Consider the following 18,465-nt stretch of genomic DNA (forward strand, 5'->3'; position numbering starts at 1 on the left):
CGGCGGGCGGGTGGCGGGGGGGCGTGCCGGCGGGGGTTGCCGGGCGGGGGCTCCCCGTGGGGGGCGGGTAAACCACTGGCGGCCGGCCCCCCCCCGGGGGGGGGGGGGGGGGGCGGGGGCCCCCCCCCACGCCGGGCGGATCACTTCACGCGCCCGTACCAGACGCTCTTGGTCCAGAGCTTCTGCAACCGCACCACGTCCCCGCTCTTCGGGGCGTGCCAGAGCTTGTTTTTACCCGCGTAGATACCGACGTGGTACACGTTGCTGCCCGAGTGGAAGAACACCAGGTCTCCCGCCTTGCGGTTCTTGGCGGAGATGTGGCGCGTCTTGTTGTACTGCTGGGCGGCCGTGCGGGGGAGCTTCTTGCCGGCCTTCTTGAACGAGTACAGCGTGAGCCCGGAGCAGTCGAACCTGTGCGGACCGGTGGCCCCGTACTTGTAGGGCGAACCCTTCTTCGAGGCCGCGATCTGGAGTGCCTTGGTCGCCGGTGTGGCTGCCGCCGCTTCGGAGGAGAAGCCGGGGGCCACGATCGAGCCGCCCATGGCGGCGATGGTGAGGGCCGAGGCCGTACCGGCCCGGACCATCAGCGACGGGACACGATTGAGCGCAGTCATGCGCAACCCTTCGTCAGCCGCCTGTGAAGGATGACCTGTCGGATTCGGGCTGGCGAAGTTGCCCGGCCGCTGACGCGGCTTCACCCCAAGGGCTGCTCGGGTCCGGTCATGGCGTGACCGTCCCGGCGACCCGTCGTGCTTGGGTCCTCCACTCCTGCCGATGCACTTCTGTCGACCGGTCATCCAGGCGGCGGCAGGACTCGGCGTCCGCCCGGACCGCCCCGCCGCTGTGGCGGGGGCTTGTCGTCAGACACGGATCTTGGCTCATGCATGTCCGGAAATCCCAACGGAACCGGGGATTTGTGTTGTTACTCACCACTCACCCGTTCGGGTGGACACGTCTGTGTTCGAGCCACCGTCCACGGACCCATGGACCGCCGGACCAGCAATGGAATGTCCCATTCCGCCCCTCGGCTACGCGCGTTGCGCAACTGTGAGGGCCCAAAAATAGGACTCCCGTCTACTCCGAACAGGGGTACGTCATTCGGTCCGTTTGGACTCAAGCCCGGACGCTCCGCCGGCAGGGCGGGCGTCCGGGCCGGCGCCTCCGCCTCAACTGACGGACTCCGGGGGCAGGGTGACGCGTGCCGTGCGCCGCTCGCCGTCCAGCACCCGCAGCGCCCGGCCGAGAGTGCCGGCGTGCAGTTCCGTCTCACCCCGCTGGTGCATCAGGGTCAATGCGTCACGCAGTGCGGTCGCCTTGCCGACCAGGGCCTGGGCGGCGCGCAGTCCGCGGTAGGTGTCGCCGGGCAGGGCCGGATTGATCCGGCCGAGCAGGTCGACGACCTCCAGGTAACGGTCGATCAACTCCGCCTCGGCGCGGGTCAGTGCGGGCAGCGGCGGCAGTTCGGGTGGGAGCACCGGCGGCTCACTCTCCGGTCGGTGGGGCCAGGGTGGCGTTGCGGTGAGGGACGATCCGGTCCACCAGGCCGTACTCCACCGCCTCGGGGGCGGTGAGGACCTTCTCGCGCTCGATGTCCGCGCGCACCTGCTCCCGGGTGCGGCCGGTGTGCAGCGCGAGCATTTCCTCCATGCGGGTCCGGATCCGGAGCAACTCGTCGGCCTGGATCGCCAGATCGCCGGCCTGCCCGCGGACCGGCTCCGGCAGCGCGGGCTGATGGATCACCAGACGCGCGTCCGGCAGCACGGATCGCTTGCCGGGCGTGCCCGCCGCCAGCAGCACCGAGGCGGCCGCGCCGGCCTGCCCCAGACAGACCGTCTCCACGTCGCAGGCGACGTACTGCATCGTGTCGTAGAGGGCCGCCATGGCGTGGAAGGTGCCGCCGGGGGAGTTGATGTAGAGCGAGATGTCGCGGTCCGGTGCCTGGTGCTCGAGGTACATGAACTGGGCCATCACGTCGTTCGCGGAGGTCTCGTCCACCGGCGCCCCCAGGAAGACGATCCGCCCCTCCAGGAGCTTGGAGTACGGGTCCATCGTCCGTTGCCCGGACGTCGTGCGTTCGGTGAACTCGGGCAGCACGTGACGGGCGGACGGTCGGGTCATGGCGAACCCCTCCTCGCGGGCAGAGCCGTCTCCGGCGGCAGCCGTCTTCCGCGACGGCTGTCTCTGTAAAAAATGTACAGGACGTACGTACCGTTATGATGGGGACACATTCTAGTGATCCATCACAAACCGCAGGTCAGAGGTTGTTTGTAGGCGTTGCGGCCGGGCTGCGTCTCACAATTTCTCACAGCCGAGTCCAGCCGACCGCTATGCCGCCGCCTCGTCCGCGAAGCCGAGCAGCACCGTGAGGTGATCCGAAGCCGCCCGCAGATCGTCCGGGCTCGGGTGGACGTACACCCGCTTGGTGAACGACGCGCTCACGTGCCCGGCCCACGCCGCGAGAACGACGTCCTCCACCCCGTTAACGGCTAGGAACGTCAGGCACGAGTGCCGGGCGTCGTACAGGCGAACCTGCCGCAACTCCAGGCGCCGCATCAGCGAGTAGGCGTGTTCCCGCAGGTACCGGGTTGTCAGCGGCTGGCCGAGGTGGTCGACGAACATGTAGCCGGAGGCGCTGTAGTAGGCGCCCAGCGACATCTGCTCGATCTCCTGGAGCCCCTTGAAGGCGATCAGGGCCTGCCGGACCGGGTCCGGCAGCGGAAGGATCCGCTCGCCGGCTTCCGTCTTGGTGTCCTTCTCCAGCACGCGAGCATTGCCGATCATCGTGCGGGTGTTGGCGATGGCCAGCGTCCCTGCGTCGACATCAATGTCCGCCCATCGCAGGCCCGCGACCTCGGCAGGGCGTAGACCCATGAGGCTGAGCATGAGGGGCGCGAAGATGCGGTCGCCGCGAATGCCCAGCAGGAAGTCCTTCACCTCGAGGACGTTCCATGGCGCGGGCCGCTTGTTGTTGCGCCGGTCTTCCTTCCATGCCTTGCGAGGGATCTGTACATACTCGGCGACGTTCGAGTGGACCAACTTGCGGACGACGGCCCAGGCGAGGGCCTCCTTGAGGCGTGAGAGCACTCCGCTGGCTGTGCTGGGGCGGATCCCCGTCCCGGGCTTCCCGCCGCGTCTACGGGCCGCTACGAGCAGCCAGGAGACCATCGAGTCGACCTGGTCCTCGGTCAGCTCCTGGATGCGGAGGTGGCCGAGGTACTCGTACACGTGGCAAAGGGCGTTCTTGTACCCCTGGACGGTGCTCTCCTCGAGGTCGCGGCTCTTCTTCGCGAGCCACATGTCGAGCAGCTGGGCCACAGTGACCTTATTTGGGGCGACGAACGAGCCGCTCGCCCGCTGGTTGATGATGCGAGCTTGCTCCTCCTTGACCTCGGTCTTCGTGTCTCGCGTGATCGTGAGCTGAATGCGCTTGCCGTTCTCGTCGCGGCCGGCGTCGACGACCGTGCGCCAGCGCACCGTGCCGTTCCGCAGCACGACCTTCTTGATCTCCGCCATCCCCACCTCCTGCTCGGGCGGTTGTACCGCGCCCTAGTCGACGTCCTCATCCAAGCTGCGCAACGCCTCAGGAAGCGGCGGGGGCTCGTGGTTCAGGCTTCGCAGCGACCGCCGCATGCCGCGGATGAGGTCCCGCAATCCCACGGCCATCTGCCTTTCGATGTCGGCCTCGACCTCGAGTCGCTTGCGCTCGTCGCCGTCCGCCAGCGTTGCCTGGAACTGCTTGTCTGACGCAGCCCTCCCGGTGCGCATGCAGAGGTCGACGAACGCCTCATGCTCCCGGAAGAGACGGATGGCCGCGGGCGGTTCCCAGCGTTCCTCCTGCTGATCGGCTGAGGGGTAGGGCGCTTCGGCGGCGAACCACTTAAGCGCTGGCCACATCCCCCTGACGTCACCCGGAAGCAACTCAACCTCCGCCTCGGCCACCGGGAAGAGCAGCGTCACGGGGGGCACGTCGAGGGCTCGGGCGAGAACGAGCAGGTCGGCGACGGTGACGGTCTGCCGGAAGCCCTTCTCGAGCTTGGCGATGACGGACCGGTCAAGCGGGTGCCCCAGCTCGGCGGTCCGGTTGGCGAGGGCTTGGGCGGTCATCCTGCGCCCTCCGATGCCTTCACGGGCGTTGGCGACCTGGCGGCCGACTCGTTCGGCGATGCGGCGGTTGAAGTCCTTCTCAGCGTCATGTGCCATAGCGGAACAATAACCATCCTTGACACCGCATGCCAGTGAGTCCATCCTGAAGTCACCGCACCGGAAGCAATTCCGAACGGTGTGACTTGAGTTTGTTCTATAGCAGAACATGAATCGAACGGAGTCCCCCAGTGAGCCACAGTCGCACTGCTTCCGCGGTACGCGGCATGTCGGAAGCCGAGGTTCTGGCGCTGCCCGTGACCGTCCCGCTCGAGCTGGCGAACCGCGCGCTCGGCATCGGACGGACCCGCGGCTACCAGAGGGCCAAGAACGGCACGTACCCCATCAAGGTGCTCCGCCACGGCGTCGCCTACCGCTGCCGCCGCGCCGACATCCTCACGTACCTCGGCATCACGGAGCCGGCGCAGGTAGCCCGATGAAGGCCGCCCCGCCGACCCTCGACGAGATCCGCAGCTGGCCCGCCGCCATCGACGTGTCCGACGCAGCCCGCGCTATCGGCATCTCAAAGTCACACCTGTACGAGCTGATCAAGCGCGGCGAAGCGCCCTGCAAGGTGCTCAGCTTCGGCGCCCGGCACCGCATCGTCACCGCGTCCCTGGTCGAGCTCCTCGAAGCCGCCTGAACGCAGCGCCCCCACACGCAACATCCCTCGCGAGACGGCCTTTGCTCGGGCACCCGCACCGCCTCGCCTCGCGAACGGAACACAGTATGGCGACACGAGAAAGGGCCCCGCGCTCGAACGGGGCCCCCACGTCGACCGCACCGCCGACTTCCTCAACTACCAGTGTAGTGCGGCCCGCGATGCGCCTGCCGGGCGAACAGCCGGACGCCATGCACAGCTCGCCCACCCGCGAGCAGCTGAGCGAGCAATGGATGCGTGAGCGGGCCCGTCGACAACTCGTCATCAGCTCCATCCGAGCACACCTCGCCGAACAGCCCTGCCCCCGCGCTGTCCGCGCCTGCGCCCGCCGCTGGATCAACGACATCAACTTCCTCACCGACGGCGTCATCGCCGCCCTCAACAGCACGGAGACCGACCAGTGAGCATCGCCTTCAACCGCCTTGCGGACCTGCTCCGCGAAAGGGGTGAGCCCGGGCGCTACCAGGGCGGCGCGCTGCGAACCCGCGGCATCTGCCACGACGGCGACTCACCCAACACCGTTGCCATCCGCCGCGGCAACAACGGCGGCGTCGTCATCTTCTGCCACAAGTGCCAGGGCAACGCCGCTTTCCTCGACGCCATCGGTTGGACCGAAGCCGACCTGTACGACGAACCGCTCGAGCGGCAGAACGACCGGCCGGCCGACGACACATGGATCCCCTGCCGGGAACGCGGCCACAAGCGAGTCGCCCAGTACGTCTACCGCGACGAGAAGGGGCGCCCCGTCCACGGCGTCACCCGTTGCGATCACAAGTGCTTCGCCCAATGGCGCCCAGACGACAGCGCCAAGTCGGGTCGCCGCTGGAGCCTCAACGACAAGGAAGGCAACCGGCTCGTCCGCGTCGTGCCCTACCGGCTCCCCGAGATCCTCAATGCCATCGCCGAGGACCGCGTCATCTGGATCGCCGAAGGCGAGAAAGACGTCCACGCCCTCGTCGACCACGGGCTGCAGGCCACCTGCAACGCCGCTGGCGCGGGCAAGTGGACCACCGAGCACGCCCAGTTCCTCCGAGGGGCGGACGTCACCATCGTCGCCGACCGCGACGACAAGGGCAGAGAGCATGCCCAGCTCGTCGTTAAGACGCTGCTCCCCGTGGCCCGATCCATCTACGTAGTCCAGGCGAAGACCGGGAAGGACGCGGCAGACCACTTCGCGGCCGGCCTCGGAGACGCCGACTTCCGCCAGGTGTGGGCGCCCAAGCCGTACCCGGCAGACCCGGCGGTGGCTGCATGAACGACACCCCGGACTGGGCACCCAACGTCGACAAGGACGACGCGGAGAAGCCGCGGAAGCTTGTCCTCACCCCCGCCTCAAAGATCCGCATCAAGCCCGTGCGCTGGCTGTGGGACACAACCCCGGAAGGCGCCCCGCCCACCTCGCACGGGCGCCTCCCGATGAACTCCCTGTCCATCGCAGCAGGCGGGCCAGGCCTAGGGAAGTCCCAGTTCGCCGTATGGATGACCGCGCGCATCACCACAGGCACGCTGCCGGGCGAGCTGTACGGCAAACCGCGCGGCGTCATCTACGCGGCCACAGAAGACTCCTGGACGTACACCATCGCCCCCCGACTCATCGCCGCAGGCGCGAACCTCGACCTCGTGTTCCGCGTCGACGTGCGCGACGACGAGGAGCTGCACGCCCGGCTCACACTGCCCAAGGACATCTCGCTGATGGGCCAGGCCGCCGAGGCGTACAGCGTCGGGCTACTGGTCGCCGACCCTCTGCTGTCGATGATCGACGCCAGCATCAACGACTACCGGGCCGCCGAAGTTCGAGCCGCCCTCGAGCCCCTGGTGGCCGCAGCCGACCGCTACTGCTTCACCATCCTCGGGCTCGCCCACTTCACCAAAGCGGGCGGCGCCGACCCGCTCAGCCGCGTCGCCGGCTCAGGCGCCTTCGGCCAGCTCATCCGCGCCCTCATCGCCTTCGCACGACAGGAAGCCGAAGACGGCACCGAAGAGTTCGTCATGAGCCTCGAGAAGAACAACCTCGGCCGTCTCGGGCTCCCCTCCCACAGCTACACCATCCAGCCCGTGACCATCGACACGCCCGACGGCCCGGCCTACGTCTCACGGTTCGTGCTCGGGCCAGAGTCGACGACGTCCGTGCGGGAGGTCATGCGCGCCGAGAGCAACGGTGAATCATCCGGGTCCCTGGGCGAGGTCGTTGAGTGGCTCCGCGGCTGGCTCGACGACTCGGGCGGCTCCGACGAAGCCCGCGAGATCAAGAAGGCTGCCAAGAAGGAGGGCTTCAGCGACTCGTCAGTGGACCGGGCGAAGAAGAAGCTCAGCATCCGCGCCAAGCAACAGGGCTTCGGTCGTGACAGAACGTCGCACTGGTACCTGCCGGAGGCCTGGCCCGGGGACGACGCACCACCGCCTCCCCATACACGCTGACGAACATGACGACATTGACGGGATTGGCTGTGACCTGCGGATTCTCTCCGCAGGTCGGCTGACGAGATTGGTGAGGTTGATGACGAACATGCGCCCGCCATTCTCACCATGTTCGTCACGCACAGTCCCAATCTCGTCACCATTCTCGTCAACACAAAACCGCAGGTCAGATCCAATCTCACCAATCTTTTCAATCAACTTTGTGTGTAGGAGGAGAGAAGGGCATGAGCGAACTCGAAAGCTGGTGGGACCGGTTCACCGTGGCGTCGCAGGTTCTCGTCTCGGGGTGGACCGACCTTTGCGTGCGCGGCTACGACAAGGAACCCAACCTCACGGCCGCAGCCCTCGAAGATGTCGAGGCCCCCACCCGTGAACTCCGCAACGCTGGCTTCGGCGCCGAAGGCGACGTCGCTCAAGGGAGGGTCGAACTCATCGAGGAAGCCACCGAGTACGGCAGCCACACCTGCACGTGCCGCTACTGCGTCCATGCCGAGCCGCGCGGCCCCGTCGACGACCTGCCCACGCTCACCGTCGAAACGATCCCCCATGAGTAGCCATGTCGAGAACGAGATACAGGCCCGCATCGCCCGCGTCCGGGCCGAGGCGGAGCGCAAGCGCCAGGAGCGTGAGGAACTGGCCCGGCGTCGTGCGGCCGGCCTCGCCAAGCGGCACGCCCAGAAGCTGCGCCGGCTCGCCGAGAAGGGCCTCGACCTGGCCCCGCCCGTCGACCTCTCCAACGAAACCCTCGCCGCCAGCGGCGCCCTGTAAGGAGTGACCGCCCATGACCGTTTCTGACCTGGACGCAAAGAGCCAAGCCGTCCTGCTGCTGGCCCGCGGGGTGAGCAGCGACAAGGCCGGCGAGACTCTCGGCGTATCGGGGCGAACCATCCGAAGGTGGCGCGAAGACCCCGCCTTCGAGGCCGAGGTCGCCGCGGCCCGCAAGGAGCTACTGGGCGAGGCCATGGCTGCCCTGGGTGGCGCCGTGCGGGACGCCATCACCACCCTGCACGATGCGTTGGCCGACCCGAACCCGGCGCTTCGGGTACGGGCCGCATCGGTGCTGGCGGCGCACCTGCCCGCCCTCGTCGAACACGCAGACCTCGAGGAGCGCCTCACCATGCTGGAGGCGGCGCTCGAGGAATCGAGGCTCACGGCATGAGCTCCCGCAACCTGCGCGCCCGCATCGACCGCCTGGCCAAGGTGCTCGGCGAGCCGGGCACCAACGCGCCGGTGTGCCGCTTCCACGGCACGGCCTGCCGCCTCGGCGCCAACTGGCCTCTGCCGTACCCGGGCCGCGTGGATGACGACCTGCTCGACCTGATCGGGGACGCGAAGCGGTCCTGCGGCCTCGAGGTCGCGCCGCACCCGCGGGACTTGTGGGCGACCAACCGGCACGAGCTGGTGCCACCCGCAGAGCTGGCCCGGCAGAAGCAGCAGTTCGAGAAGCTCCTCGCCGCCGCCAAGGCCCGCAACGACCAGGAAGAGGCCGAGCTCAACGCCGGCCTCGACGTAACAACCAACCAGCAGGAGGAAGCATGAGCATCGACTTCAACGGGGCCACGGTGGCGGCTCTGGTGCCGGGCGACCGGGAGTACCGGTTCCGGCTGCCGCACAACACGGACACGGTGCCGCCCAAGACGATGGAGGCTATCGCTGAAGTGCAGGAGGCGACGAAGGCGGCTGCGTCGGCCCGGAGCTACAAGGCGCAGCAGGAGGCGGGCGCGGCCGTGCGCGAGGCGGTGGGCCGCCTGTTCGACCGGGCCGCATCCACGAGCCAGGCGGACGCCCAGCACCACCGGGAGGGCTACGCCTACGCGCAGGCCCGGTACACGCGGGCGCTCGGCGAGGCGGAGGCCGCGCTGCAGGCGATGGCCGACCACGCGCAGCAGTACGACAACGGGACCGGGATCGGGTTCCCGGAGGACCCGCGGGGCAAGTCGCAGGCCGTGGCGCAGCTGCATCTGGTGGCCGATGCGCTGCAGCACCTGCCGGCCCCGTCCGGATTGCAGGAGCGGTGATGGAGCGGAAGACGAGGACCAGGCGGCCGACGCCTGCGGAGCGGCACGCGGCCCGTGTGTTGGGCGTGGCGGAGCCGGAGGAGGTCGAGGAGGACGTCACCCCGTCGGCCGCTCAGCACGCGGCTCGGCTCGCGGCGCCGCGGGCGTCGGCGAAGCCGAAGGGGATGCAGACGGCCGAGTGGTACGACCGCCGCGCGTTGATATCCGTCCGCCGGCCTGGCGACGAGGAGGCGGAGGAGGAGGGCGAGCGGGAAGCCCGTCCGCTGCCGCAGTGGGCTCGGCGGTGGCTGTACCGCCCGGACGGTGGGGACGCCGCCTGATATTCACCGCTTGCTGATTTACGCCCGGCCATCACCCCACGGTGGCCGGGCGCAGTCGTGTCAGGGGGCGAGGTCAGCGCGGATGGGAGCTGGACTGCGTTCGTTGCAAAGCCTGGAAGGCCAACTCAATGACACGATCACGACTGTGTTCGTAGAGTTCCTCCATTTCCTCACTGCCGCCGGGGTTCCTAGCGTCCCAAACGAGGCGCTGCAACTCCCTGAACACATCGTGGCCAGCGGCCTCATCTGGAAACAGTTCCAGCTGCAGCAGGAGGTACGCCTGTCTAAGGTCACGAAGTCTCACCGCCCGCTCCTCCGCGTTGGTCACCTGAGCCCACCGCATGGCCTCAGCGGCGCGGAAGAACTCGACAAATGCCTGTTGGCGCTGCGCCAAGCGCCGTGCAACCTGTTGATCATTGAGAGTCTCTTGCACCGTGTGGATCAGCGCGTTCGCCTGGCGATCTGCTGCGAGCTGCATCGCCGCAGCCTGTCTGTAGCTGGCAATGCGAGTGAACCAGCCTGTCACTCCGCTGCCCGCGATTGCTGAGCCCGCGGCAATCAGCGCTACTCCCCACTCGGCCATACTTCAGCATGGTGCCGTTCAGCAAGAGCAGCCAGGAGGCGCGGTTGCAGAAGCGGCAGGCTACGCCGAGGAGGTGATACCAGGGCTTCCGCCCGAGGTCCCTAGGGATGCAGCCTGGCTCCTGATAATGTTCCTTCTCTGTAGTCAGAAATGAGGAGTTGGGGAGTCCATGACCGAGACCGTTCCCGTGCGCGCCGCGCCTGCCGTCATACCTCGCCCGGGCGAGCGACGTGCGCTCTCCCCTCAGGCCCGCGCCGCCGTCGAGGCCGGCATCCCCGACTCCACTCGCCGCGCCTACTCCAACGACTACCAGCAGTTCGCCAAATGGTGTGCGGACGAGGAGCGCATCGGTCTGCCCGCCGAACCCGAGACGGTCACCGAGTACGTCAGCTACCTGATCCGCACCCCTCGCCCGCGGACCGGCCGCCCCTACTCGCCGAGCAGTATCGAGCGCGTCATCGCGTCCATCCGCACGGCGCACCACGCCGCTGGCGTCCAGCCGCCCTTCACCAAGGGCGCCCGAAAGGTGCTCTCCGGCTACAAGAGCGGTCTGTCCCAGTCGGACGCCGACGTCGACCGCAAGCACGCCGAGGCCCGCCGCGTATCCGCCGCAGTGCCCACGACGCTGCGCAAGCTCGTCGCCACCCTCGACCGGGACACCCTCAAGGGCAAGCGGGACGCCGCGCTGCTGCTCCTTGGCCACGCGATCGCCGGCCGGGCGAGCGAGATGGTGTCGCTCAACATCGGCTCCGTCACCAAGGATCCGGAGGGCCGGGGCATCGCCGTGCGCGTCTACCGCAAGAAGATCAAGAAGTGGACGACGCCCAAGGTCATGTACGGCACGAACCCGGCCACCTGCCCAGTGCGGGCCACACTGGCGCTCATCGAGGCCATGGCCGCCGAAGGCCGCACCGACGGCCCCCTGTTCGTCCGCATCGACCGGCACGGCCGGGTCGCCCCGCCGCTCAAGCGCAAAGGCCGACAGATCGGCGACCCCACCGGACGCATGACCACCGACGCCGCCTCGGACGTCATCCAGACCGCCGCTGACACCGCGAAGGTTGAGGGGCTGTGGCGCTCACACTCGCTGCGGCGAGGGTTTGTTACGGCCGCCCGGGCAGCCGGTAAGGACCTGGTCGACATCGGTCGGCACGGCGGCTGGGCCGACGGCTCCAAAGCCCTGCTCGCCTACATCGAGGAAGACGACGGATGGAGCGACAGTAACCCGCTCATCGGCATCGGCCTGTAGACGGGATCACTTACCTTCCAGAAGGAAGTAAGTCCCGAAGGGTCCGCACCAGTGCGGACCCTTTCGTCATGCCGCGGCGCGTGCTGGGTGGCTGCGTCCGGCGTCGTCGACTGCACAGCTGAGCAGCAGGTTCGCATCGTCCTCGCTGAGCGTGAGAGCGCCGCACAGGGCTTTCGCGACAACCAGGGACGGGCATCGTTCGGAGTTCTCAAGCTTGTGGACGTAGGCGCGCCGTATGCCCGTCGCTGCGCCTAGCTGGGACTGGGAGAGGCCGGCGCGTTCGCGTGCGGCGCGCAGCATGGGGCCGAGCCCCTCGGGTGGTGTGCGTCGCTCGCGTATCAGGCTCACCGTGGCCCCCAGTGGGATCGAATCGAAGGGTAAGCCCTCCTGTCACCTTCGAATCATAGGCTTACTGGAGTATCGTTCAAGTAGGACGAACCGAGTTGCCGCGGTCAGGTGGCTTCAGCGGCCGTGATGGTCGCCAGGGCGTGACGCCCACGGAGCAGGAGACAGCGGCGCTAAGGCGTGGCGAACGAGCAGCCGGATGGGGGCTGCGTGCCGACGCGTGATGCGAACGCCAGACGTGCGGGCCGACTCGGGCCCGCGGGATCCGTCCGCATCAGCCACCGCTACGCCCTGGAGTCCAGCGTGCCGCGCTCCTTCTCCGGCCCCCGCCTGCGCGCTCAGCGCCGCCGCGCCGGCCTCTCCGTTCCCGACTTGGCCGCCCGCGTCGGGCGCAGCACTTGGTCGATCTGGGTGTACGAACGGGGTGAGGCGCAGCCACCCATCGTGGTGGCTGACGCCCTGGCGGACGCTCTCGGCCTGCCCCTCGAGCGGCTCCTCGCCGACGACACGCGGGCGGTCGCCTGATGTCCTTCCTGATCGCCTCCGGGCACGTCGAGGTCGAAGCCCGTACCGACAAGGCCAAGTCGGCCATCACGGGCCTGATCGGCACCATGGGCGCCCTCGGCCCCGTGGCCGGCGCCGCAGCCGCGAGCCTGGCCTCAGCGGGCGCCGGTGTGGCCGCCTTCGGGGTGGCCGCGGGCAAGCAGATCGCCAGCCTCAAGAAAGCCCAAGACGCACAGTCGAAGTACCAGGAAGCCGTCGACAAGAGCGGCCGTGGCTCGCAGGAAGCCGCCAAGGCGCAGCTGGAATACCAGCGGGTGATGGCCCGCATGCCGCGAGCGACACAAGAGGCCAGCGTCGCCTTCCAGTCGCTGAAGGACTCCTACGACCAGTGGTCGGACAGCCTGGCTGGCGACACGATGCCCGTCTTCACGAAGTCGTTCGCCGTCTTCCAGGCGATGCTGCCGAAGACCACGGGCCTGGTGCAGGGCACCAGCCGTGAACTCGACCGCATGGTCACACTCATCGCCGGTGGCGTCGCCTCCCCGGGCTTCGACCGGTTCATGGTCAAGCTCGAGAACCTGAGCACGTCGACGCTGCATTCGATGACGAACGGCCTGCTCGACCTGTCGCAATCGCTCGGCAGCTTTGCCGCGGGCGGAGGCTTCGACGACTTCGTACAGACCGCCAAGGAGGCCGGCCCGCTTCTTGGATCGACGCTGGCGAACCTGGCCGAGTTGGCGCTGAACCTGACGGCGGCAGGTGGCGATCTCGGTGTCAGCATGCTCACGGTGGCTAATGCCCTGGCTGAGATGGCGAACGCCATCCCGCCCGGGGTGCTCGCCAACATGGTGCAGCTGTACGCGACGCTGAAGCTGGTGAGCCTTGGCGTGGCCGGGCTGAGCGCGGTCGTGACATCTTCCGCCGTGGCGCGGCTCGGCGCCTACTTCACCCTCATGCGCACGGCCGGCGTCGCTCCCACGATGCGGGCGACCGCCGCCAGCATGACCGCGGTGCAGAAGGCGAGCATCGGACTCGGCGGCCTCGCCCTGGTCGCGATCGGCCTCGACAAGCTGGCGGACAAGGCGCGCGGTGCGCCCCCGGACGTCGACCGGCTGACAACGAGCCTCAAGAACCTGGCAGCTACCGGCAAGGTGACGGGTGAGCTGCGTGAGTCCTTCGGGAGCCTCGACGGCCTGGCTGAGGACTTCAAGAAGCTGAAGGCGGCGCAGGAAGAAGTCGCGCATCAGCAGTCGAAGATGAGCCAGACGGAGTTCTTCAACTTCAAGAACCGCACCAACCCGGTGGGTGACTGGTTCTGGGGCATGATCGACGACTTCCAGAAGGGCGAGGAGTCGGCCAAAGCCCTCGACGAAAAGTTCGGCGCGCTCGATGAGTCGCTCGCCCGCATGGCGTCATCCGGGCATGGTCAGGAGGTCGCAAAGGTCTTCAGTGACATCCGTGAGAAGCTGCGCGCTGGCGGCTACTCCGACGCCGAGATCGATGCGGCGTTCGATAACGCCAAGGCCAAGCTCGCCGACTTGAAGGCCGAGCAGCAGTTGGCCGCGGCAGGCATGGGCCTGTTCGGGCAGCAGGCCATGGCGACGAAGACCAAGCTCGACGCGCAGAAGACTTCTGCGGACGGCTTGCGGGCGAGCATCCTGGCCCTGAACGACGTGAACCGGTCGGCCTACGACTCCCAGATCCAGTTCGAGGCCGGTATCGACGCCCTCACCGCGTCGTTCAAGGAGCACGGGGCAACGCTCAACCTGGACACCGCGGCCGGTCAGGCGAACGGTCAGGCCATGTCGCAGGCGGCCAAGGGCCACGACGAGATGCTCGCGTCAGGGCTCGCGGCCGGTGAGTCCCTCGCTTCGATGACCAGCAAGTCGGAAAAGCTGCGCACCACGATGATGCGCCTGGCGACGGACGCGTTTGACGGGAACAAGAAGAAGGCGCAGGAGTACGTCAACAAGCTCCTCGGCATTCCGGGCGAGATCAAGACGATAATCAAGGCCGAGCGGGCGGAAGCAATCACCGGCCTCCAGGCGGTGCAGGCCGCTATCAAGGCGACGCCTGGCGCGAAGACGGTGACGGTCTCCACACTCAACGCCGCCGCGATTAAAGCCCTGGAAGCGGTGGGCCTGAAAACCCGACAGCTCCCCGACGGGCGCACCGAGGTGTTCACGGCCAACGGGAAAGCCATCGGCCCCATCGACGCGGTCCGCAGGGCCTTGGCCGCCCTGGACGGGAAGACCGCCAAGACCTACGTCACCACGACCAAGCACTACATCAACATCACCGAGAACAGGGTCATCAACACAGGCAAGGGTGGTCGCGGACCCAACGCAGGTCTGGCCCGGGGCGGCCGAGTGCCAGGCTACGCCGGAGGCGGTGACGTCCAGTACTTCCCCTTCGGCGGCTACGTCGACGGGCCCGGCAGCAGCATGTCAGACAGCATCCTCGCCCTCATGGGCTCCGGTGCTGCGGCTCGCGTCTCCGACACCGAGTACGTGATCCGTGCGGCAGCGGTCGACAAGTACGGTGTGCCATTCTTCGACGCCCTCAACGCCGGACGCCTGAGCGTGCCCGGGTTCGCGAAGGGCGGCAAGCTCACCGAGAAGCAGAAGGCTGAACTCCAGCGGAAGAAGGAAGCCCGCGGCTACCTGACCGCGAACACCACTCTCACCGACATGTCGCACATTGCCGGTGTGCAGAACGCTGAGATCTCCTCGAAGCTGGGCAAGGAGCGCAGCGAGGGGGCGCTGGTCGACTTCCTCAACCAGTTGCAGACGCAGGTGTCCAAGGCGGGGTTCTCCAAGGGGACCAACGCGGCCCTGCAGAAGCAGATCACGTCGTCGGCAAAGAAGCTGTTTGCTCTGAACGACCAGTACGACAAAGTCACCGCGTCGCTGGAGAAGGCGAAGGGCAGCCTCGAAGATTTGCGGGGCAAGTTCGACAACCTCAAGACCAGCGTGGCCTCGTCTCTCGTCGGCTTCGGCAACATCACAAAGCTCGGCAAGTACGGTACGTCGGCCGACACCCTCATCAACCAGCTGCGGTCCGACACCGGGCGCACCACCGAGTTTGCCGCGCAGCTTGATCAGCTCAAGGCGAGGGGCCTGAACGCGACCGCGATCAGCAACATCGCTCAGGCTGGCGTCACCGGCGGCGGTATGGCCACCGCCCAGTCGCTGTTGAACGCCACCCCTGAGCAGATCGCCGAGATCAACGCCCTCCAGAAGCAGCTCGAAGCGTCGGCTACCAAGGCCGGCACGGTCACCGCGGACGCCATGTACGGGGCCGGCCTCAGGGCCGCCGAGGGCCTGGTGAAGGGGCTGACGGCGCAGCAGTCCGCCATCGAGGCGGCCATGATGTCCATCGCCAAGGCCATGGAAGCCAGCATCAAGAAGGCCCTCGGCATCAAGAGCCCCAGCCGGGTGATGGAGCCGATCGGAAACTTCGCCTTCCAGGGCGTCGAGGCTGGCTGGGTCAAGCGCATGGCCCAGGGCCGCACGCTCCTCACCGGCAGCACCGCCGGGCTGCGCACCAAGCCGGCCATGCTCCGAGCCGCGGTGCCTGCCGCAGCCTCTGCCGCGGCGGGGCCGGCGAACATCACCGTGAACATCCACTCCACTGACCTGATGACCAGCAGCGCTGAGCGCAAGCGCGTCGCCACGGCGATGGTCAAGGACATCAATGACGCGCTCCTCGACTACCAGAAGGGCCGGCGCCGGTGAACAACCTGAAGAGCGTCATTCGTTGGCCGCTGCCTGCCGAGGCCGGCTTCCGCTGCCCCAGCTGCGCCGCGGGGGAAGGCATCACCGTTGCCCTCGATCTCGAGGACGCGGGGCCCGACCCGTCGTACATGCGCTGCCCCAACGGCCACCTGTGGCCTGAGCCGTGCTTCCCGCGGATGCTCGGCGCCGGCATGCTGCGCGGCGCCCTCGAACGCGACCCCGGGTTCCTCAACCGCATCCACCCACTGGGCGAGGGTCTGCTGAAGCCTCGGGATACGGGCTGGCTCGGTTTGCCGGACGGGGCGAGCGGCCCGGACGAGGCCCCCATCGCCTGCCCGGAGTGCGGCGCTACGGCGGGCCTGGCGGCCGTGTACGACTCCCACATCTTCGACCGTGAGCCGTCGCCCATGGCCTGCTTGAACGGCCACGAGTGGCTTGAGGAGCGCTTCCCGCGGTGGGCGGCAGCCGACACCGCCCGCCGCACCCGAGAGGCCGGCTAGTCGCCCGGGATGCTGCCGTTGACGTGCCCGTCGTCGTAGAGGTCGAGGATGTCCTGATCCTTCTGCGGCATGTCCTCAATGGTGTTGTCGACGATCCACGCCATCAGGATGGTGTCGTAGTCCTTCTGGCTGAGCTCCTTGCAGGCCTCGGGCCTGTCGGTCTTAGTGGAAGCCTTGGTGAGCGCCTTCTGGCAGTCGGCTTGCATCTCCGCCTGGGACTTGCCGCAGGCGGTGAGCAGCAGCAGCCCTCCGACGATGCCGGCCCTCATTGCTGCGCGCATGGATCCCCCCAGTGGTGCGTACCTGAGACCGCATCATGCGCCCGGTTGCAGTCCGGCGTGGCGGCAGTGGCCATCCTGTGACCGACTCGGGTACTGCGGTCGCCCAGGTTGACGTCTACTGGCGAACCATCAGGGGAAGGCGGCGATATCGGGGCAAGCCGGGTGCTCAACGGGGTGCTCGGCTGCTGCTCAAGGGTGCTCGACCGCAGGTCAGGGCTGCTCAGCCGACTGCTCAAGCGCTGCTCAGCAAGCACCGTTGAGCAGTTCGTGAGCACCCCCTTGAGCAGCTGTGACCTGCGGCTGAGCAGTCGTGAGCACCCCGTGAGCACCTCCGATATCGGGATGTTCCGGGCGCCGGATTGGTCTAGTTGGATCTTCGGATCGGCACCCCTCGCGCTACTCCTCGGCTAGTCCTCGACCGCAGGTCACAGCCCCTCGGATTGCCCCTCGCGCACCCCTCGGCGATCAAGGCGAGGAGTAGCGCGAGGACTTCGGCGAGGCCTTCTGACCTGCGATCGAGGGGCGGCGAGGACTCCGCGAGGGGTTCGCATACTGGGGCAAAGTGGGTGGACAGCAGCCTGGACAGACCCCGGACAGAGGGTGGACAGGACCCGGACGCTGTCCGGGCAGTGTCCAGGGTCGGAGATCATTTGTCCGGGGTGCAGTCCGGGGCAAACCCGCCCATGTCCGCCTGGTTGTCCAGGCTCTGTCCACCCTGACGGACCCCTGACAGCTGGTGGCCAAAGCCTTGATCGCTGTCAGGGGTTGTCAGGGGCCGAGCCGGACGGCGACCTGGGGCGATCCAGCCTCTGTCAGGGGTCTGTCGGGGGTGCATTCCTGACATTCTGGTCTGCCGGAGGTCGGACATGATCAAGGGATGCGCAGGACAGAGGTCGGACAGAGGTCTGCCACCGGTTACCAATTACATGATCGACTGTCCGACCTTGTCCGACCTCCCCAATGCTGTGACCTGCGGCGCGGTAGACCTTGGCAGACCTCTGTCCGACCTGCATAGCGGGGCAAATCCACCCTGACAGACCTCGTGACGCCCTCGGGGCAGACCCGCTCGACCCTATGACGCTGTCACAGGGACAGGCCCCCGTGCCTCGCCCCTGTCATCCCCTCCGACCTGCGGCGTAGTCGCCCGTCACAGGGGCTGTCCCGGGGTGCATACCGGGTCGAACTACCCTGCCCGGCACCCTGCCCTGACCCTGCCTTTCCGCAGGTCGACCCTGCCCGGGGCCCTGCCGGAACGGGGCAGGGTCGGCGGTGACCCTGCCGCTCCGGGGCAGGGTCCCGGCAGGGTCCAGGACAGGACAAACCGGGGCACCGGGCAGGGTCCCGGCAGGTGACAAAGCGGGGCATTCCAACCGGACGCCAGACCGGACAGCAACCGGACAGGCGCGGACACTGCCGGGCCCTCGCGTCCCGTGCTGTCCGGTTCGTGTCCGGTGTTCTGTCCAGTGCTGACCTGCGGTTGTCCGGTTGGCGGGTCACAGTGGTCACACCCTCGGGGTCACGGTGGTCACGCAGGTCAGAGGGTGTGCAGACCACTGTGCACCCCCTGTGCAGACGGGCCCGACCCCTGTGCGGGTTGCACAGGGGTACGTGCTCTGTGCACACCCCTTGCATAGGGGTCTGCACAGGGGTCTGCACAGGGGCATACCGGGGCGAACTGGCCGTGATGGAGGTCGTGACGGGGTCGTGAC

General features: G+C 67.9%; 23 protein-coding genes and 1 riboswitch. Of the genes, 15 read left to right on the forward strand and 8 right to left on the reverse strand.

The features are described 5' to 3' along the window. Nucleotides 1-140 precede the first annotated feature (140 nt). The 5 genes from ACIBL4_RS30285 to ACIBL4_RS30305 form a co-directional block, all read right to left on the reverse strand. Nucleotides 141-614, reverse strand: a complete 474-nt coding sequence (locus ACIBL4_RS30285; RefSeq protein WP_399414965.1) for a C40 family peptidase — start codon at nucleotides 612-614, stop codon at nucleotides 141-143. A gap of 3 nt (nucleotides 615-617) precedes the next feature. Continuing rightward, a riboswitch (cyclic di-AMP (ydaO/yuaA leader) is annotated at nucleotides 618-820 on the reverse strand. 346 nt (nucleotides 821-1,166) lie between these two features. Then, nucleotides 1,167-1,475: a hypothetical protein gene (locus ACIBL4_RS30290; protein WP_010041092.1), complete on the reverse strand. Its 309-nt coding sequence runs from the start codon at nucleotides 1,473-1,475 to the stop codon at nucleotides 1,167-1,169. 7 nt (nucleotides 1,476-1,482) lie between these two features. Next, complete coding sequence (locus tag ACIBL4_RS30295) at nucleotides 1,483-2,118, reverse strand: ATP-dependent Clp protease proteolytic subunit (protein WP_399414966.1); 636 nt, start codon at nucleotides 2,116-2,118, stop codon at nucleotides 1,483-1,485. Between the two features lie 207 nt (nucleotides 2,119-2,325). Then, nucleotides 2,326-3,513: a tyrosine-type recombinase/integrase gene (locus ACIBL4_RS30300; protein ID WP_399414967.1), complete on the reverse strand. Its 1,188-nt coding sequence runs from the start codon at nucleotides 3,511-3,513 to the stop codon at nucleotides 2,326-2,328. Between the two features lie 33 nt (nucleotides 3,514-3,546). Next, a complete protein-coding gene (locus ACIBL4_RS30305; protein ID WP_399414968.1) occupies nucleotides 3,547-4,200 on the reverse strand; it encodes a helix-turn-helix domain-containing protein in 654 nt (217 codons plus the stop codon). A 167-nt stretch (nucleotides 4,201-4,367) separates the two neighbouring features. Between ACIBL4_RS30305 and ACIBL4_RS30310 the strand changes: the two genes are divergently transcribed. From ACIBL4_RS30310 to ACIBL4_RS30360, 11 genes are all read left to right on the forward strand, one after another. After that, nucleotides 4,368-4,580: a hypothetical protein gene (locus tag ACIBL4_RS30310; RefSeq protein WP_399414969.1), complete on the forward strand. Its 213-nt coding sequence runs from the start codon at nucleotides 4,368-4,370 to the stop codon at nucleotides 4,578-4,580. After that, complete coding sequence (locus tag ACIBL4_RS30315) at nucleotides 4,577-4,783, forward strand: helix-turn-helix transcriptional regulator (protein WP_399414970.1); 207 nt, start codon at nucleotides 4,577-4,579, stop codon at nucleotides 4,781-4,783. Before ACIBL4_RS30310 ends, ACIBL4_RS30315 begins: the two co-directional genes overlap by 4 nt. A 179-nt stretch (nucleotides 4,784-4,962) precedes the next feature. Then, nucleotides 4,963-5,205, forward strand: coding sequence for a hypothetical protein (locus ACIBL4_RS30320; protein ID WP_399414971.1), 243 nt, complete (start codon nucleotides 4,963-4,965; stop codon nucleotides 5,203-5,205). Then, nucleotides 5,202-6,056: a toprim domain-containing protein gene (locus ACIBL4_RS30325; RefSeq protein ID WP_399414972.1), complete on the forward strand. Its 855-nt coding sequence runs from the start codon at nucleotides 5,202-5,204 to the stop codon at nucleotides 6,054-6,056. Before ACIBL4_RS30320 ends, ACIBL4_RS30325 begins: the two co-directional genes overlap by 4 nt. Further along, nucleotides 6,053-7,219: an AAA family ATPase gene (locus ACIBL4_RS30330; RefSeq protein WP_399414973.1), complete on the forward strand. Its 1,167-nt coding sequence runs from the start codon at nucleotides 6,053-6,055 to the stop codon at nucleotides 7,217-7,219. Before ACIBL4_RS30325 ends, ACIBL4_RS30330 begins: the two co-directional genes overlap by 4 nt. Before the next feature lie 224 nt (nucleotides 7,220-7,443). Continuing rightward, nucleotides 7,444-7,773 (forward strand): hypothetical protein, encoded by a 330-nt coding sequence (locus ACIBL4_RS30335; RefSeq protein ID WP_399414974.1) that lies wholly within the window; start codon nucleotides 7,444-7,446, stop codon nucleotides 7,771-7,773. Continuing rightward, nucleotides 7,766-7,987: a hypothetical protein gene (locus ACIBL4_RS30340; protein WP_399414975.1), complete on the forward strand. Its 222-nt coding sequence runs from the start codon at nucleotides 7,766-7,768 to the stop codon at nucleotides 7,985-7,987. Before ACIBL4_RS30335 ends, ACIBL4_RS30340 begins: the two co-directional genes overlap by 8 nt. Before the next feature lie 13 nt (nucleotides 7,988-8,000). Then, on the forward strand, nucleotides 8,001-8,378 hold the full coding sequence (locus tag ACIBL4_RS30345) for a helix-turn-helix domain-containing protein (protein ID WP_399414976.1): 378 nt from the start codon (nucleotides 8,001-8,003) through the stop codon (nucleotides 8,376-8,378). Next, complete coding sequence (locus ACIBL4_RS30350) at nucleotides 8,375-8,758, forward strand: hypothetical protein (protein ID WP_399414977.1); 384 nt, start codon at nucleotides 8,375-8,377, stop codon at nucleotides 8,756-8,758. Before ACIBL4_RS30345 ends, ACIBL4_RS30350 begins: the two co-directional genes overlap by 4 nt. Continuing rightward, nucleotides 8,755-9,237: a hypothetical protein gene (locus ACIBL4_RS30355; RefSeq protein WP_399414978.1), complete on the forward strand. Its 483-nt coding sequence runs from the start codon at nucleotides 8,755-8,757 to the stop codon at nucleotides 9,235-9,237. Before ACIBL4_RS30350 ends, ACIBL4_RS30355 begins: the two co-directional genes overlap by 4 nt. After that, complete coding sequence (locus ACIBL4_RS30360) at nucleotides 9,237-9,557, forward strand: hypothetical protein (RefSeq protein WP_399414979.1); 321 nt, start codon at nucleotides 9,237-9,239, stop codon at nucleotides 9,555-9,557. Before ACIBL4_RS30355 ends, ACIBL4_RS30360 begins: the two co-directional genes overlap by 1 nt. A gap of 73 nt (nucleotides 9,558-9,630) precedes the next feature. Here the strand turns inward: ACIBL4_RS30360 and ACIBL4_RS30365 are convergent, their stop codons facing one another. Further along, a complete protein-coding gene (locus tag ACIBL4_RS30365; protein ID WP_399414980.1) occupies nucleotides 9,631-10,035 on the reverse strand; it encodes a hypothetical protein in 405 nt (134 codons plus the stop codon). 274 nt (nucleotides 10,036-10,309) lie between these two features. Between ACIBL4_RS30365 and ACIBL4_RS30370 the strand changes: the two genes are divergently transcribed. Then, nucleotides 10,310-11,389 (forward strand): integrase, encoded by a 1,080-nt coding sequence (locus ACIBL4_RS30370; protein ID WP_399414981.1) that lies wholly within the window; start codon nucleotides 10,310-10,312, stop codon nucleotides 11,387-11,389. Nucleotides 11,390-11,455: 66 nt separating this feature from the next. Here the strand turns inward: ACIBL4_RS30370 and ACIBL4_RS30375 are convergent, their stop codons facing one another. Continuing rightward, nucleotides 11,456-11,689: a helix-turn-helix transcriptional regulator gene (locus ACIBL4_RS30375; protein WP_399414982.1), complete on the reverse strand. Its 234-nt coding sequence runs from the start codon at nucleotides 11,687-11,689 to the stop codon at nucleotides 11,456-11,458. Nucleotides 11,690-11,944: 255 nt separating this feature from the next. Here ACIBL4_RS30375 and ACIBL4_RS30380 point away from each other — a divergent pair, with 255 nt between their 5' ends. Genes ACIBL4_RS30380 through ACIBL4_RS30390 form a run of 3 tightly spaced genes read left to right on the forward strand, consistent with a single transcriptional unit; the run spans nucleotide 11,945 to nucleotide 16,475 of the window. After that, on the forward strand, nucleotides 11,945-12,259 hold the full coding sequence (locus ACIBL4_RS30380) for a helix-turn-helix domain-containing protein (protein ID WP_399414983.1): 315 nt from the start codon (nucleotides 11,945-11,947) through the stop codon (nucleotides 12,257-12,259). Beyond that, nucleotides 12,259-15,975 carry a hypothetical protein gene (locus ACIBL4_RS30385; RefSeq protein ID WP_399414984.1) on the forward strand — a complete coding sequence of 1,239 codons (3,717 nt, stop codon included), beginning with the start codon at nucleotides 12,259-12,261 and terminating at the stop codon, nucleotides 15,973-15,975. Before ACIBL4_RS30380 ends, ACIBL4_RS30385 begins: the two co-directional genes overlap by 1 nt. Further along, nucleotides 15,972-16,475, forward strand: coding sequence for a hypothetical protein (locus tag ACIBL4_RS30390; protein WP_399414985.1), 504 nt, complete (start codon nucleotides 15,972-15,974; stop codon nucleotides 16,473-16,475). The genes ACIBL4_RS30385 and ACIBL4_RS30390 overlap by 4 nt, the downstream gene beginning before the upstream one ends. Here the strand turns inward: ACIBL4_RS30390 and ACIBL4_RS30395 are convergent. Further along, a complete protein-coding gene (locus tag ACIBL4_RS30395; protein WP_399414986.1) occupies nucleotides 16,472-16,756 on the reverse strand; it encodes a hypothetical protein in 285 nt (94 codons plus the stop codon). The two genes, ACIBL4_RS30390 and ACIBL4_RS30395, sit on opposite strands and share 4 nt — an antisense overlap. Between the last annotated feature and the right edge of the window lie 1,709 nt (nucleotides 16,757-18,465).

The organism is Streptomyces sp. NPDC050416, assembly GCF_044458845.1.
Lineage (GTDB): Bacteria > Actinomycetota > Actinomycetes > Streptomycetales > Streptomycetaceae > Streptomyces.

Bases quoted from the DNA above. Each gene is read 5' to 3' on its own strand.
- ACIBL4_RS30285 (WP_399414965.1), bottom strand. From the start codon at position 614: ATGACTGCGCTCAATCGTGTCCCGTCGCTGATGGTCCGGGCCGGTACG.
- ACIBL4_RS30295 (WP_399414966.1), bottom strand. From the start codon at position 2,118: ATGACCCGACCGTCCGCCCGTCACGTGCTGCCCGAGTTCACCGAACGC.
- ACIBL4_RS30300 (WP_399414967.1), bottom strand. From the start codon at position 3,513: ATGGCGGAGATCAAGAAGGTCGTGCTGCGGAACGGCACGGTGCGCTGG.
- ACIBL4_RS30305 (WP_399414968.1), bottom strand. From the start codon at position 4,200: ATGGCACATGACGCTGAGAAGGACTTCAACCGCCGCATCGCCGAACGA.
- ACIBL4_RS30310 (WP_399414969.1), top strand. From the start codon at position 4,368: ATGTCGGAAGCCGAGGTTCTGGCGCTGCCCGTGACCGTCCCGCTCGAG.
- ACIBL4_RS30315 (WP_399414970.1), top strand. From the start codon at position 4,577: ATGAAGGCCGCCCCGCCGACCCTCGACGAGATCCGCAGCTGGCCCGCC.
- ACIBL4_RS30320 (WP_399414971.1), top strand. From the start codon at position 4,963: ATGCGCCTGCCGGGCGAACAGCCGGACGCCATGCACAGCTCGCCCACC.
- ACIBL4_RS30330 (WP_399414973.1), top strand. From the start codon at position 6,053: ATGAACGACACCCCGGACTGGGCACCCAACGTCGACAAGGACGACGCG.
- ACIBL4_RS30335 (WP_399414974.1), top strand. From the start codon at position 7,444: ATGAGCGAACTCGAAAGCTGGTGGGACCGGTTCACCGTGGCGTCGCAG.
- ACIBL4_RS30340 (WP_399414975.1), top strand. From the start codon at position 7,766: ATGAGTAGCCATGTCGAGAACGAGATACAGGCCCGCATCGCCCGCGTC.
- ACIBL4_RS30345 (WP_399414976.1), top strand. From the start codon at position 8,001: ATGACCGTTTCTGACCTGGACGCAAAGAGCCAAGCCGTCCTGCTGCTG.
- ACIBL4_RS30350 (WP_399414977.1), top strand. From the start codon at position 8,375: ATGAGCTCCCGCAACCTGCGCGCCCGCATCGACCGCCTGGCCAAGGTG.
- ACIBL4_RS30355 (WP_399414978.1), top strand. From the start codon at position 8,755: ATGAGCATCGACTTCAACGGGGCCACGGTGGCGGCTCTGGTGCCGGGC.
- ACIBL4_RS30360 (WP_399414979.1), top strand. From the start codon at position 9,237: ATGGAGCGGAAGACGAGGACCAGGCGGCCGACGCCTGCGGAGCGGCAC.
- ACIBL4_RS30365 (WP_399414980.1), bottom strand. From the start codon at position 10,035: ATGCAGCTCGCAGCAGATCGCCAGGCGAACGCGCTGATCCACACGGTG.
- ACIBL4_RS30370 (WP_399414981.1), top strand. From the start codon at position 10,310: ATGACCGAGACCGTTCCCGTGCGCGCCGCGCCTGCCGTCATACCTCGC.
- ACIBL4_RS30375 (WP_399414982.1), bottom strand. From the start codon at position 11,689: ATGCTGCGCGCCGCACGCGAACGCGCCGGCCTCTCCCAGTCCCAGCTA.
- ACIBL4_RS30385 (WP_399414984.1), top strand. From the start codon at position 12,259: ATGTCCTTCCTGATCGCCTCCGGGCACGTCGAGGTCGAAGCCCGTACC.
- ACIBL4_RS30395 (WP_399414986.1), bottom strand. From the start codon at position 16,756: ATGCGCGCAGCAATGAGGGCCGGCATCGTCGGAGGGCTGCTGCTGCTC.